10 protein-coding genes, 4 tRNA genes and 1 pseudogene are annotated in these 12,943 nt (G+C 65.2%); 9 read left to right on the forward strand and 6 right to left on the reverse strand.

Going from position 1 to position 12,943, the window contains the following annotated elements:
- Positions 1 to 45 precede the first annotated feature (45 nt).
- Positions 46 to 1,095: a sensor histidine kinase gene (locus KVG96_RS04605; RefSeq protein ID WP_217890994.1), complete on the reverse strand. Its 1,050-nt coding sequence runs from the start codon at positions 1,093 to 1,095 to the stop codon at positions 46 to 48.
- On the reverse strand, positions 1,095 to 1,844 hold the full coding sequence (locus KVG96_RS04610) for a response regulator (protein ID WP_085578158.1): 750 nt from the start codon (positions 1,842 to 1,844) through the stop codon (positions 1,095 to 1,097). Before KVG96_RS04610 ends, KVG96_RS04605 begins: the two co-directional genes overlap by 1 nt.
- A gap of 295 nt (positions 1,845 to 2,139) precedes the next feature.
- On the opposite strand from KVG96_RS04610, the gene pyrF reads away from it, so the two are divergent.
- Positions 2,140 to 2,838, forward strand: coding sequence for an orotidine-5'-phosphate decarboxylase (pyrF, locus tag KVG96_RS04615; RefSeq protein ID WP_170929932.1), 699 nt, complete (start codon positions 2,140 to 2,142; stop codon positions 2,836 to 2,838).
- Between the two features lie 75 nt (positions 2,839 to 2,913).
- Here pyrF and KVG96_RS04620 read toward each other — a convergent pair whose 3' ends face one another.
- Positions 2,914 to 3,918, reverse strand: a complete 1,005-nt coding sequence (locus tag KVG96_RS04620; RefSeq protein WP_217890995.1) for an NADP-dependent oxidoreductase — start codon at positions 3,916 to 3,918, stop codon at positions 2,914 to 2,916.
- A gap of 238 nt (positions 3,919 to 4,156) precedes the next feature.
- Here KVG96_RS04620 and KVG96_RS04625 point away from each other — a divergent pair, with 238 nt between their 5' ends.
- The 4 genes and pseudogenes from KVG96_RS04625 to KVG96_RS27780 all read left to right on the forward strand — a co-directional run bounded on the left by KVG96_RS04625 (position 4,157) and on the right by KVG96_RS27780 (position 8,559).
- Positions 4,157 to 4,918 (forward strand): SDR family oxidoreductase, encoded by a 762-nt coding sequence (locus KVG96_RS04625; protein ID WP_217890996.1) that lies wholly within the window; start codon positions 4,157 to 4,159, stop codon positions 4,916 to 4,918.
- A gap of 191 nt (positions 4,919 to 5,109) precedes the next feature.
- Positions 5,110 to 6,483, forward strand: coding sequence for an aminotransferase-like domain-containing protein (locus KVG96_RS04630; protein ID WP_217890997.1), 1,374 nt, complete (start codon positions 5,110 to 5,112; stop codon positions 6,481 to 6,483).
- Positions 6,484 to 7,473: 990 nt separating this feature from the next.
- A pseudogene (locus KVG96_RS27775) lies at positions 7,474 to 7,653 on the forward strand (HAMP domain-containing protein); the annotation flags it as partial.
- 201 nt (positions 7,654 to 7,854) lie between these two features.
- Positions 7,855 to 8,559 carry a methyl-accepting chemotaxis protein gene (locus KVG96_RS27780; RefSeq protein ID WP_437180498.1) on the forward strand — a complete coding sequence of 235 codons (705 nt, stop codon included), beginning with the start codon at positions 7,855 to 7,857 and terminating at the stop codon, positions 8,557 to 8,559.
- A gap of 93 nt (positions 8,560 to 8,652) precedes the next feature.
- Here KVG96_RS27780 and KVG96_RS04640 read toward each other — a convergent pair whose 3' ends face one another.
- Entirely contained in the window at positions 8,653 to 9,411 is a 759-nt protein-coding gene (locus KVG96_RS04640) for a hypothetical protein (RefSeq protein ID WP_225927212.1), read from the reverse strand.
- Between the two features lie 387 nt (positions 9,412 to 9,798).
- On the opposite strand from KVG96_RS04640, the gene KVG96_RS04645 reads away from it, so the two are divergent.
- From KVG96_RS04645 to KVG96_RS04660, 4 genes are all read left to right on the forward strand, one after another.
- A tRNA-Glu gene (locus KVG96_RS04645) sits at positions 9,799 to 9,874 on the forward strand.
- Between the two features lie 2 nt (positions 9,875 to 9,876).
- Positions 9,877 to 9,952 (forward strand) — tRNA-Gly (locus tag KVG96_RS04650).
- A gap of 104 nt (positions 9,953 to 10,056) precedes the next feature.
- A tRNA-Glu gene (locus KVG96_RS04655) sits at positions 10,057 to 10,132 on the forward strand.
- 3 nt (positions 10,133 to 10,135) lie between these two features.
- Positions 10,136 to 10,211, forward strand: a tRNA-Gly gene (locus tag KVG96_RS04660).
- Between the two features lie 153 nt (positions 10,212 to 10,364).
- Here the strand turns inward: KVG96_RS04660 and KVG96_RS04665 are convergent.
- Both KVG96_RS04665 and KVG96_RS04670 read right to left on the reverse strand, forming a co-directional pair.
- Positions 10,365 to 12,104 carry a dipeptidase gene (locus tag KVG96_RS04665; RefSeq protein WP_217891000.1) on the reverse strand — a complete coding sequence of 580 codons (1,740 nt, stop codon included), beginning with the start codon at positions 12,102 to 12,104 and terminating at the stop codon, positions 10,365 to 10,367.
- 199 nt (positions 12,105 to 12,303) lie between these two features.
- Positions 12,304 to 12,942 (reverse strand): LysE family translocator, encoded by a 639-nt coding sequence (locus tag KVG96_RS04670; protein WP_217891001.1) that lies wholly within the window; start codon positions 12,940 to 12,942, stop codon positions 12,304 to 12,306.
- Position 12,943: the final 1 nt, after the last annotated feature.

Below are 12,943 nucleotides of genomic sequence, written 5' to 3' on the forward strand. Positions count from 1 at the left end.
GCAGTACACAAGCGTGAGGACGAGCCTGCTCGCGAAAGCGGCCTGTCAGGCGCGGGGCAGGAGGATGACGGCGGTGAGGCCGCCGCCCGGGGTCTCTTCCAGGGTCAGTTGCCCGCCGAGGCGCTGCGCCGCTTCCCGGGCGATGGTCATGCCCAGGCCGACGCCGCCGGAGTTGCGGTTGCGCGAGCCTTCCAGCCGGTAGAACGGCTCGAACACCGCTTCGCGTTTGTCCGCCGCGATGCCGGGGCCGTGATCGACCACCCGGATCAGCAGGTGCCCGCGTTGGTCGTGCAGTTCGATGTGCGCCTGGCCGGCGTAGCGCAGGGCGTTGTCCATCAGATTGTTGATGCACGAGCGCAGCGCCATCGGCTGCACCTGCAACGGCGCGCAGTGGCCGCTGACCTGGACGTCGGCGCCCTGGTCCTGGGCGTTCTCGCACAACGACTCGACCAGCGCCTGCACGTCCATCCACTGCAACGCTTCGCTGGTGCGCTGTTCGTGCAGGTAGGTCAGGGTGGCGTCGAGCATGCCGATCATGTCGTCCAGGTCCTGGCGCATCTGGCCTTGCAGGCGGTCGTCGCTGATGTTCTCCAGGCGCAGCTTCAGGCGCGACAGCGGCGTGCGCAGGTCGTGGGACACCGCGCCGAGCATCCGGGCGCGCTGCTGCACCTGCTCGCGGATGCGTCGCTGCATCAGGTTGAAGGTATGCGCCGCCTGCCGCGCCTCCCGTGGGCCGGACTCGTCCAGCGGCGGGCTGTCGAGGTCCTCGCTCAGGCGTTCGGCGGCGTCGCTCAGGCGCTGGATCGGCCGGCTCAGCAGCTTGGCGCCGTACCAGGCGGCGATGATCAGCGAGACGAACTGGAAGGTCAGCGGCACCAGCGGGCCGCCGAACCAGGGCCGGGGAGGGCGTGGGGCGAAGCGCGGATCCGGCGGTCGCTTGGGGTCGAACTGCCCGGAGAACTCCGCAGGCATCGGGGGCGGCGGCGGAGGGCCGTACAGCCTGAACCAGGCGAAGGCCAACAGGTGCGCCAGGACGATCGCCAGAAAGAGCACGCCGAACAGGCGGCCGAACAGCGTGTCGAAGCGCGCCCGCATCAGCCGATGTCCCGCGCGTCGAACAGGTAGCCCTCGCCGCGCACGGTCTTGATCAGTTGCGGCGCTTTCGGGTCGTCACCCAATTTTTGCCGCAGGCGCGACACCAGCAGGTCGATGCTGCGGTCGAACGCCTCGATCGAGCGGCCCCGGGCGGCGTCGAGCAACTGTTCGCGGCTGAGCACCCGGCGCGGGCGTTCGATGAAGACCCACAGCAGGCGGAACTCGGCGTTGGACAGCGGCACGACCAGGCCGTCGTCGGCGATCAGCTGGCGCAGGACGCTGTTCAGGCGCCAGTTGTCGAAGCGGATGTTGGCGCGCTGCTCGGTGCGGTCGTCGCGCACCCGGCGCAGGATCGTCTGGATCCGCGCCACCAGCTCCCGGGGTTCGAACGGCTTGGCCATGTAGTCGTCGGCGCCCAGTTCCAGGCCGATGATGCGGTCGGTGGGCTCGCAGCGGGCGGTGAGCATCAGGATCGGGATGTCCGACTCGGCGCGCAGCCAGCGGCACAGCGACAGGCCGTCCTCGCCGGGCAGCATCAGGTCGAGCACCACCACGTCGAAGTGTTCGGCCAACAGGGCCTGGCGCATGGCGGCGCCGTCGCTGACGCCGCTGGCGTGGATGTTGAAGCGGGCCAGGTAGTCGATCATCAGCTCGCGGATCGGCACGTCGTCGTCGACGATCAGCGCGCGGATGCTCCAGCGCTTGTCGTCTTTGTGCTCTTCGTTCACGGGTGCTTGGGTGTTGTGCATGGGGCTGTTCATCTGCCAGTGGGCCGCCAACCACAAAGATAGGCTGCGAGGTTGTGGTTTCAGCATAGGCGTCCGGCCGTGGGGCGGGAAGGGCTGCTGTAGGGACGTGTTGCGGCGGGCGAGGCTAGCGCGCACGCATGTTGCCGGCGTGTCGGTTGTGTATCGGGATCGACACAATAGCGCCGAACGCCGCCCCGGACACGGCCTTCGCCACGATTTGCCGATCATCGGGTGCCGCGCGGGCGCCGGTTCCGCTACAATGCGCGCCGATTTCGACTTGCCTGAGAGCCCGCCCATGTCCGCCTGCCAGACGCCCATCATCGTCGCCCTGGATTTCCCCACCCGTGACGCCGCCCTGAAGCTGGCCGACCAGTTGGACCCGAAGCTGTGCCGGGTCAAGGTGGGCAAGGAACTGTTCACCAGCTGCGCCTCGGAAATCGTCGGCACCCTGCGCGACAAGGGGTTCGAGGTGTTCCTGGACCTGAAATTCCATGACATCCCCAACACCACCGCGATGGCGGTCAAGGCCGCTGCCGAGATGGGGGTATGGATGGTCAACGTGCACTGCTCCGGCGGCCTGCGCATGATGGCGGCCTGCCGCGAAGAGCTGGCCAAGCGCAGCGGCCCGCAGCCGCTGCTGATCGGCGTGACCGTGCTGACCAGCATGGAGCGCGAGGATCTGGCCGGCATCGGCCTGGACATCGAACCTCAGGAGCAGGTGCTGCGCCTGGCCGCCTTGGCCGAAAAGGCCGGGATGGACGGCCTGGTGTGCTCGGCCCAGGAAGCCCAGGCCTTGAAGGCGGCGCATCCGGCGCTGCAACTGGTGACCCCGGGGATCCGTCCGGCGGGCAGCGCCCAGGACGACCAGCGCCGCATCCTGACCCCGCGCCAGGCGCTGGACGCAGGCTCCGACTACCTGGTGATCGGTCGTCCGATCAGCCAGGCGGCGGATCCGGCCAAGGCCCTGGCGGCGGTCGTGGCCGAGCTGGCCTGAGCCGAGCAGCGCCGAAACCTGCGGGAGCGGCGGTGCAGCCTCGCACCGTCGCTTGCTCAGTGGTTTCCGGGGGCTTCAGACCTTCAGCACCAACTTGCCGAAGTTCTCGCCGCTGAACAGCTTCGCCAGCGTCTCGGGGAAGGTCTCCAGCCCTTCGGCGACGTCTTCCCGGCTCTTGAGCTGCCCCTTGGCCAGCCAGCCGGCCATTTCCTTGGCGGCGTCGGCGTACTGCGCGGCGTAGTCCAGTACCACGAACCCTTCCATCCGCGCGCGGTTGACCAGCAATGACAGGTAGTTGGCCGGGCCTTTGACCGCCTCCTTGTTGTTGTACTGGCTGATGGCGCCGCAGATCACCACTCGCGCCTTGAAATTCAGCTGGCTGAGCACCGCGTCGAGGATGTCGCCGCCGACGTTGTCGAAATACACGTCCACGCCTTTCGGGCATTCGCGCTTGAGGCCGGCCAGCACGTTTTCGCTCTTGTAGTCGATGACCCCGTCGAAGCCCAGTTCATCGATCAGGTACTTGCACTTGTCGGCGCCGCCGGCGATGCCGACCACCCGGCAGCCTTTGATTTTCGCGATCTGCCCGGCGATGCTGCCCACGGCCCCGGCCGCGCCGGACAGCACCACCGTGTCGCCGGCCTTCGGTGCGCCGACGTCCAGCAGCGCGAAGTAGGCGGTCATGCCGGTCATGCCCAGCGCCGACAGGTAGACCGGCAGCGGCGCCAGTTTCGGATCGACCTTGTAGAAGCCCTTCGGCTCGCCGAGGAAGTAGTCCTGCACGCCCAGGGCGCCGTTGACGTAGTCGCCGACCGCGAAACCGGGGTGGTTCGAGGCGCTGACCCGGCCCACGCCCAAGGCGCGCATGACCTCGCCGATGTTCACGGGCGCAATGTAGGACTTGCCTTCGTTCATCCAGCCGCGCATGGCCGGATCCAGGGACAGGTATTCGTTCTTGACCAGGATCTGCCCGGCCGCCGGTTCGCCGACCGGTACGGTCTGATAGGTGAAGGTTTCGCGGGTCGCGGCGCCCACGGGGCGGTGGGCGAGCAGGAACTGGCGGTTGTTCTGGGTAGTCATGGCAGGCACTCGGACGGTGTGAAGCCTTGTTGATAGATCGTCATCGCCGATGCCGCAAGGTCGGCTGACGGGGCGAATGCAGGTTTATCCGGTTCGGTGATAGTGCTGCACGGGTATCCATCACTGGGATCCATGGATCGCCAACGGGGCTCTTGATAGTGCTGACGCGCCGCCGGCCGTTGTGGCTATCCTCAACGCCGATGTTTCCCTGCGCTGACAACCCTTCGAGGACACAACAATGAGCATGACGTTTTCCGGCCAGGTTGCCGTAGTGACGGGCGCGGCCAACGGCATCGGCCGCGCCACCGCCCAGGCGTTCGCCGCCGAGGGCCTGAAAGTGGTGGTGGCGGACCTGGATGCGGCCGGAGGGGAAGGCACGGTGGCGCTGATCCGTGCCGCCGGCGGCGAGGCGACGTTCGTGCGCTGCGACGTGACCGCCGAAAGCGAAGTGAAGAATCTGATGGACGAAGTGATCAACGCCTACGGCCGCCTCGACTATGCCTTCAACAACGCCGGCATCGAGATCGAGAAGGGCAAGCTGGCCGAAGGCTCGATGGACGAGTTCGACGCGATCATGGGCGTCAACGTCAAGGGCGTCTGGCTGTGCATGAAGTACCAGTTGCCGTTGCTGCTGGCCCAGGGCGGCGGGGCGATCGTCAACACCGCGTCGGTGGCCGGGCTCGGCGCCGCGCCGAAGATGAGCATCTATGCCGCCTCCAAGCATGCGGTGATCGGCCTGACCAAATCGGCGGCCATCGAGTACGCGAAGAAAAAGATCCGGGTCAACGCTGTGTGTCCGGCGGTGATCGACACCGACATGTTCCGCCGGGCGTACGAGGCCGATCCCAAGAAAGGCGAGTTCGCCAACGCGATGCATCCGGTCGGCCGCATCGGCAAGGTCGAGGAGATCGCCAGCGCGGTGCTGTACCTGTGCAGCGACGGCGCGGCGTTCACCACCGGTCATTCCCTGGCGGTGGACGGCGGCGTCACGGCGTTCTGAATGCAGGCGGGACAACGCCTCGGGAAACCCGCCGTCGTGCGGGTTTTTTGTTTTCAACTGGAGCGTTCGACCGATTAAACATTCTATTTCAAATAGTTAGAGGAGCCCCTTTTGGCGGCGTTGTCGCACAACGCCTCCGGCACCGCTGTGCTTTACTGCCGCCAGCGAAACGGACAGGAGTTGGCTTGCTCATGGAATTGAGAATTGATCGGCAGGCACTGGTGCCCGTCGTCCAGCAGATCGTTGACGGACTGACCGAATGGATCCGGCAGGGCGACGTGGCCCCGGCCACGCGATTGCCGTCCGTACGGCAGATCGCGCGCTGCAACCTGCTCAGCCAGTCGTGCGTGGCCGAGGCTTGCGAGCGCCTGGTGGCCCAAGGCCTTCTGGCGGCGCGGCCGGGTTCGGGCTTCATGGTGGCCCCGGGGGTGTCGGTGCGGTGCGCCGGCGCCGCCTATGCCGTGGGTGCGCCAGGCCAGGCCGAGGGGTTGATGCTGGGCTGCGGTGTGCTGCCCGAGAGCTGGCGCGAGCCCGATGACCTCAGCTACGCGATCCGTCAGGTGGCCCGCACGGACATGGCCGGCCTGTTCAACTACGGTACGCCGCTGGGCCTGCCGGCCTTGCGCGAGCAGATCGTCAAACGCCTCAAGGGCCTGGACATCCAGGTCGGCGACGGGCAGGTGCTGACCACGGCCGGGGCCAGCCAGGGCCTCGACCTGATCGTGCGGACGCTGTTCAAGGCGGGCGATTGCGTGCTGGTCGAGTCCCCCGGCTACGCACCGCTGTTCGACCTCCTGCGGTTGCAGGGCGTGCGCATGCTTGAGGTGCGGCGGCTGCCGGACGGTCCGGACACCGAGGCGCTCGAAACGCTGATCCGAAGCCTGCGGCCCAAGGCGCTGTTCATCAACAGCCATCACCAGAACCCCACGGGCAGCAGCCTGGCGCCGGCGGTGGCCCGACGGGTGCTGCAGCTGTGCACGACCCACGGCGTGCGCCTGATCGAGGACGACGTCTACGCGGATCTGCATCATGGCCGAGGCGTACGGCTGGCGGCTCAGGGCGAAGGGCAGGGCGTGATCTACGTCGGCAGTTTCTCCAAGACGCTCAGCAGTTCGCTGCGGGTCGGCTTCGTGGCCGCCGATGCCGACACCATCGCGCAGCTGGCCCGCGTCAAGACGGTCAGCAGCCTGGGCGGGTCGGGCTTCTGCGAAGCGGTGCTGGCGAGCCTGCTGGCCAGCGGCGCCTACCGCAAACTGGTGCAGCGTCAGCGGCAGCGTTTGAGCACCGACCGCACGACCGCGCTGGAGATGCTGGAGGAGGCCGATTGGGAGGTGTTCGGCAAGCCGGCGGGAGGGCTGTTCATCTGGGCCCGCCCGACCCGGGACGACCAGGCGCGGGTGCGCGAGCGGGCGCGCGGTTGCGGCGTGACGCTGGCAGCGGCCGATGCGTTCAGTCCCAGCGGCGAATGCAGCGACTGGCAGCGCATCAACGTGGCCTACGCCTGCGATCCCCGGGCCCGGCGGTTTTTCCAGGGAGTGGCGGCAGATCGACCTCGAGTGTTCTGAAAACGACGGGTGTCTAGCTTTTTGCCATTATTCCGACGCCAGAGACTTGTGCTGTTTCATGGCCGTTGCGAATCTTCGGCAACAGACAATGGCAGGGGACTACGCGCAATGATTTCGGCCGTGCAAGGACGTTTTGCCAACCTCGGTATGGCGAAAAAACTGGGTGTCGGGTTTGTTCTGGTGCTGCTGTTGACCGCCCTGGTGGCAGCCATCGGCGTCTGGTCCCTGCAAACGATCAGTCAGCGCTTCGACGGCCTCAAGCAGATGTCATCGCTCAACAGCGGCCTGCTCAAGGTGCGCCTGCTGGAGCAGGACTACGCGCTGCACTCCAATCCGAAAACCGTCGATGCCTTGCACGAGGGGGTCGACGGCCTGCTGGCCCTGGCCGCACAGCTCAAGGCGCAATCGGCGGCCAACGCCACGGTGATGGGCGATGTCGAGCAGTCGCTGGGCGCCTACCGCAAGGCCTTCGACGAGTTCGTGTCCCTGACCCAGGCCAAGGACCTGGCGCTGGAAATGGCCAGTTGGTCGGTGTCCAGCGTGGCCAACAACCTGGACGTGCTGCAGGCCGGGCTGGCCGATGACGGCGCCTACACCCTGAAGGACTCCGAGGGCAAGGACGGTGCGCAGTTCATCGAGCAGGCCAGCCAGGTCAGCCAGGTGTCGCGGCTGATGCTGCAGGCGATGAACGAGGCGCGGGTGCGCCTGGACCAGAGCCGCAAGGGCGATGCCGACAGCGCCGGCAAGGGCAACATCGAGCAGGCGGCCCAGGCCTTGTCCCAGGCCGAACAATTGAAGACGACGGTCAAGGACGAGGGCTACCTGACGGTGCTCAACGAGGTGTCCGGGCACATCGCCGGTTTCAACGACAAGCTGGCCGAGTACACCGGCCTGCTGGCCCAGGAAAAGACCGTGTATGAGCAACTGCATCAGCGCGCCGCCGAGGTGGTGGCCCGGGTCGACCAGGCCTATGCCGCCGAAGACGGCGCAATGCAGGCGGAACTGAAGAAGAACTCGGTGCTGATCATCGGGTCTTCGGCGCTGGCGTTGCTGGTGGGGCTGATCGCGGCCTGGGTGATCACCCGCCTGATCGTCGCGCCGCTGCGCAGCGTGATCCGTGTCGCGCAGCAGATTGCCGCCGGCGACCTGAGTTCGAAGGTGGAAGTGACCCGCCGCGATGAGATCGGCCAGCTGATGGCCGCCATGCAGCAAATGGGCGACGGGCTCAGTGCCATCGTCAGCGGATTGCAGGCGGGCATCGAGCAATTGGCCGGTTCGGCGCAATCGCTGTCGGCGGTCACCGAACAGACCAACCTTGAGGTCAGCAGCCAGAAGGAAGAGACCGAACAGGTCGCCACGGCCATGAACCAGATGACCGCCACCGTCCACGACGTGGCGCGCAACGCCGAAGAGGCGGCGCTGGCGGCGCAGACGGCCGACGGCAAGGTCGAGAGCGGCCAGCAGGTGGTGCGCCAGAGCATGGCGCGCATCGAACAGTTGGCGGAGTCGGCGACGACCGCCAGTTCCAGCATCGAAAGCCTCAGCGCGGAAATCCAGAACATCGGCACGGTGCTCGGTGTGATCAAGAGCGTCGCCGAGCAGACCAACCTGCTGGCGCTCAACGCGGCCATCGAGGCGGCCCGGGCCGGCGAGCAGGGCAGGGGCTTCGCGGTGGTGGCCGACGAGGTGCGCGCGCTGGCGCGGCGCACCCAGCAATCGACGGAAGAGATCGAGCGGCTGGTGAGCGCGCTCCGGGCGGCGGCGCATGCGTCGGTGCAGCAGATCCAGAGCAGCGGCGAACTGGTGAAACTGGCGGTCAGCGATGCCCTGCAGACGGAAAGCGCGTTGGGCAGCATCGCGGCGGCGGTGTCGTTGATCCAGCAGATGAACCAGCAGATCGCGGCGGCGGCCGAGCAACAGAGTTCCGTGGCCGAGGAGATCAACCGCAGCGTGACCAGCATCCGGGCGAGCGCAGACCAGTCTTCGATCGCGATGCAGGGCAACGCGGCGTCCAGCGTGGAGCTGGCGCAGCTGGGGCATGAGCTGAAGGGGATGGTGGGGCACTTCAGGCTCTGAGCCCCGAGAACCTGTCGGCGCGGATCGGCGCCCCCGGTTTCTGCCAGCCACAAAAAAGCCACCTTGCGGTGGCTTTTCCCGTTCCGGATCCGATCAGTCGTAGATCACGCGTTTCTTCCAGTCCGCGTCGGCTTCGACTTCCTTCAGACCGGCGGTCAACTGGTTCTCTTCGCCTTCCACCGGCGCGATCTTGTCCATGACCTGGGCGTTGGCCCGGGCCAGGAGCTTTTCCAGGTACTCCAGCTGTTCGGCGTAGATCCGCGGATCCTGCTGCTTGCGCAGGTACTGGACGCCGCGCTCGAAGGCCAGGCGGGCCTGGCCCGGCTGGTTCTGCTGCAGGAAGTGCTGGCCGAGGTTGTTGAAGAACTCGATGTGCAGCAGCACCAGGATATGGCGCACCTCGCGAACCCAGTGCTTGGCTTCGTTCGGCGGCAGGAAGCCGTCCTGGGCGGCGCGGGTGATCTGACCGTGCAGGGCTTCGAGCAGGAAGCGCACATCCTTGGCCTTGGCTTCGGTCTGGATCGGCGACGGCGGGTTGTTGACCGGGATCGATTCGCCCTGGGCCACCAGCGCGCTCAGTTCGGTGATGCGTGCCTTGGTGGTGGCGCTGGTCTTTTCGAGGTTCAGCAGGCGCTGGCAGACGTTCAGCTCCAGACGGGTCAGCAGCAGCTTGAGCGCCGGGGTCATGAACTGGCCGGGGAAGGTTTCGGTCAGTTCGCCGCAGCGGCGCAGGCGGTCGTTGAGCTCGACCTTGGTGCGGGCCTTCTCCAGTTTGTTGTTTTCCACCACATGGTTCATGTAGCCAATGGCGATCAATAGGGCGATCCCGGCTACGACTAGCAGGGTGATCATGAGTGGTGTCACCGGTAAGACCTCTTTATAGGGTTCACGATCGAGTTTAGTGGCTTGGCATTTGGGCGCCTAGGGCCGCTCGACGAGTTGGATCGGCGTGGCTGAACCTGTATCGGCCAGGCGCCTGCTTATATGAATGCTGGCGCTTGGGGTTCAGATTGCCATCACCTATGCCGTGGACTATAGCGCCTTGGCGGGTGTCGGAATATAGGCGTCAAACGCCGGACGGCAGAAAAGCCCGGACCGCCTCTGAAAGCAGGTCGAAGTCATTGATTTAAATAAATTTATATCAGGGGGTTGACGACCTCTCAAACCATCCATAGAATGCGCGCCACTTGCAGCGTAAAGCACACAGCGAAACGAAGCAGGGAGTGAATGTTGTAGCGTGTCCCCTTCGTCTAGTGGCCTAGGACACCGCCCTTTCACGGCGGTAACAGGGGTTCGAGTCCCCTAGGGGACGCCAATGCGGGAATAGCTCAGTTGGTAGAGCACGACCTTGCCAAGGTCGGGGTCGCGAGTTCGAGTCTCGTTTCCCGCTCCAATTTTAAACGGCACTGCTCTCGGGCAGGGTCGAGTGAAACCAGAACCAAGTCTTCGGATGCGGATCTGGACACCGAAACACACACCATGTGTTCCGGGTAGCGTGTCCCCTTCGTCTAGTGGCCTAGGACACCGCCCTTTCACGGCGGTAACAGGGGTTCGAGTCCCCTAGGGGACGCCATTTGCGGGAATAGCTCAGTTGGTAGAGCACGACCTTGCCAAGGTCGGGGTCGCGAGTTCGAGTCTCGTTTCCCGCTCCAATTTCACAAAAACGCCGCTCAGAGATGAGCGGCGTTTTTGTTTGTCCGGAATTTGTCTGGCCTGTGGGCGCGAGCCTGTCCACGATAGTGGTGCGTCAGCCAATGCAGTGCTGAAGGAGTGGGCCCGCCGCTCGGGCAGGCCCTGGCCTTTGCTCAAAGCGTCGGCAATTGCCCGATGCGCCCCATCATTTCCGTCACGATCTGCAGATCCAGCAAAAACTGCTCGTTGGTCTTGAACTCGCCGTCGGTGTGGCCGGTGTACTTCTCTTCAGGCCGGGCCAGGCCGAACTGCACGCCGTTGGGCAATTCGTGCACCGACGTGGCGCCGGCCGACGTACCGAACTCATGCTTCATGCCCAGGTTTTCGCTGGCCACGGCCAGCAAGGCCTTGACCCACTCGCCTTCGGGATTGCGGTACATCGGTTCGGCGACCGAGTAGTCGAAGTTGACCGCGACCTTGTTCTTCTTGCTCCAGGCCGCCAGCTTGTCGGCGATTTGCGTCTTGAGCACCTCCGGCGTCTTGCCCTTCGGCACGCGCAGGTTCACCGCCAGCTTGAAGTCTTTCTCGTCTTTCCCGACATAGGTCAGGGACGTGGTCAGCGGCCCCATGAACGTATCCGAGAAGCCCACCCCCAGCTTGTTGCCCTTGTAGTCCAGGCCCCAGTTGTCGGCGGCGTAACGGGCCGCATCGGTGTAGGCGTTGTGCTTGAGCGCGACCTTGCCGTCGAGGCCGTGGATGAAATCGAACATCCGCGCCACCGGGTTCACCCCGGATTCGGGCTCGGAGGAGTGGGCGGAAACACCGGTGACCGCAAGTTTGACGTCCTTGCCGTCGACCTTGGCGCTGACCTGGAAGTCCCCGCCGTTGCGCTTGGCATATTCAGCGCCGGCCTTCTGCAGGCTGGCCGCCAGTTCGGCGGGTTTGTCGGTCACCAGGGTGACGACCGAGACCGACGGAATCTGGTTGGTCGCCAGGCCGCCGGTCATCGAAACGATTTCAGCGCCTTTGCCCTCGGCCTTGCGCAGGGGGAAATGGGCCATCACGGTGCCGTAGCCCTTTTCGGCGATCACCACCGGGTAGCCGCCGTCCAGTGCGAGGTTGTAATCCGGCGTCGGGTTGCGTTCGAAGTAATAAGGGATCGCATCGCCGGTGGTCTCTTCGGTGGTGTCCACCAGCAGCTTGAAGTTGCGCGCCAGCGGCAGCTTCTCTTCCTTGATGACCTTCATCGCATACAGCGTCACCACGATGCCGTTCTTGTCGTCTTCGGTGCCGCGCCCGTACATGCGGTCGCCGATCACGGTGACCTTGAACGGGTCGAGGCGGGTGCCGTCCTGCAGGACCCAGTTCTCCGGCGTCACCGGCACCACGTCGGCGTGGGCGTGGATGCCCACGACTTCCTTGCCGCTGCCTTCCAGGGAGATTTCGTAGACGCGGTTGTCGATGTTGCGAAAGTTCAGGTTGAACGCCTGGGCGAGGCTTTTGATCTTGTCGGCGATCTTGATGAATTCAGGGTTCTCGTGCTGGGCGACGCCGTCCTTGCGAAAGGTCGGGATTTCCACCAGCTCGCGCAGGGTCTCCTTGGCCGCATTGCCGTACTTGACCCGGGTATAGAGGCCGAGCAGGCGATGGATCTCGTTCCGTTGTTCGGCGGTCAGATCCTTGTTGTCGAGGAACGCCTTGATGGCCGGGCCGATGTCTGCGGTGTTGCGCAGGTTACTCTTGGCCAGGCTGCCCAGGAACTGCCGGAAATCGGTGGCCGGCGTTTCGCTGAAGGTTTTGATGATGGCCGCGCTTTGCTGCGGCGTGACGTTGGCGGCGGCAGGCAGGGCGAGCGCCGACAGGCCGGCCAGGATCAGGGTCGAAGCGGCCAGGCGCTTGAAGGGGATGTTCATTGCTGTGGGCATTCCTTTGCAGGCGGTGAGTGGGAAATGTCTGATCGATCAGACAGATACTTTTCCAAACTAACACCGCCATCCCGCGATAGGGGAGCCCCGAAAACGGGATCTGTCGCACAGAACCGCAAATTCGGCGCAGAAACGAAAAAGGCCCGACCCTGACTGACGGGTCGAGCCTTTCACTGATCCGGCTGTGCTACATCGACAACACCAGCCGCCCGGCAAACAGAATCAGGATCACCCCCATGCTGCGCTCGAACCAGTGCCCCAGGCGCATGAACAGCAGGCGCACCCGGCTGCTGGAGAAGAACAGGGCGACGATCACGAACCACAAGGCGTTCACGCTGCACATCCACACGCCGTAAAGCGCCTGGATTTCCAGTGGCGTGGTGGCGCTGATGACGGTGGTGAAGATCGCCAGGAAAAACAGCGTGGCCTTGGGGTTGGTGGCGTTGGTCAGGAACCCGGTGGTGAAGGCCTTGAGCAACGACTGTCCGGCAGGCGCTTCATCCGCCGCCTTGTCTCCCTCCAGGGCCGATTTCGGCTGGCTGCGGATCAGGCAGAAGCCGAGGTAAAAGATGTAGGCGCCGCCCACCACCTTGGCCACCGTCAGCAGCCAGGGCGTGGCGTGCATCAACGCGCCGACGCCCAGCAGGGTGTACAGCACGTGCACGGAAATGCCCGCGCCGATGCCCAGCGCCGTGCAGATGCCGACCAGCCGGCCGAACCGTACGCTCTGGCGGATGGTGACGGCGAAGTCCGGCCCGGGAGCGACCACGGCCAGGAAGTGGATAGTGGCCAGCGCGAGAAACTCGCCCAGATAGTTCGATTGCATT

This window comes from Pseudomonas ekonensis (genome assembly GCF_019145435.1).
GTDB lineage: Bacteria > Pseudomonadota > Gammaproteobacteria > Pseudomonadales > Pseudomonadaceae > Aquipseudomonas > Aquipseudomonas ekonensis.

Coding starts and splice junctions, on each gene's coding strand:
- KVG96_RS04605 (WP_217890994.1), bottom strand. CDS start 1,095: ATGCGGGCGCGCTTCGACACGCTGTTCGGCCGCCTGTTCGGCGTGCTC.
- KVG96_RS04610 (WP_085578158.1), bottom strand. CDS start 1,844: ATGCACAACACCCAAGCACCCGTGAACGAAGAGCACAAAGACGACAAG.
- pyrF (WP_170929932.1), top strand. CDS start 2,140: ATGTCCGCCTGCCAGACGCCCATCATCGTCGCCCTGGATTTCCCCACC.
- KVG96_RS04620 (WP_217890995.1), bottom strand. CDS start 3,918: ATGACTACCCAGAACAACCGCCAGTTCCTGCTCGCCCACCGCCCCGTG.
- KVG96_RS04625 (WP_217890996.1), top strand. CDS start 4,157: ATGAGCATGACGTTTTCCGGCCAGGTTGCCGTAGTGACGGGCGCGGCC.
- KVG96_RS04630 (WP_217890997.1), top strand. CDS start 5,110: ATGGAATTGAGAATTGATCGGCAGGCACTGGTGCCCGTCGTCCAGCAG.
- KVG96_RS27780 (WP_437180498.1), top strand. CDS start 7,855: ATGACCGCCACCGTCCACGACGTGGCGCGCAACGCCGAAGAGGCGGCG.
- KVG96_RS04640 (WP_225927212.1), bottom strand. CDS start 9,411: ATGATCACCCTGCTAGTCGTAGCCGGGATCGCCCTATTGATCGCCATT.
- KVG96_RS04665 (WP_217891000.1), bottom strand. CDS start 12,104: ATGAACATCCCCTTCAAGCGCCTGGCCGCTTCGACCCTGATCCTGGCC.
- KVG96_RS04670 (WP_217891001.1), bottom strand. CDS start 12,942: ATGCAATCGAACTATCTGGGCGAGTTTCTCGCGCTGGCCACTATCCAC.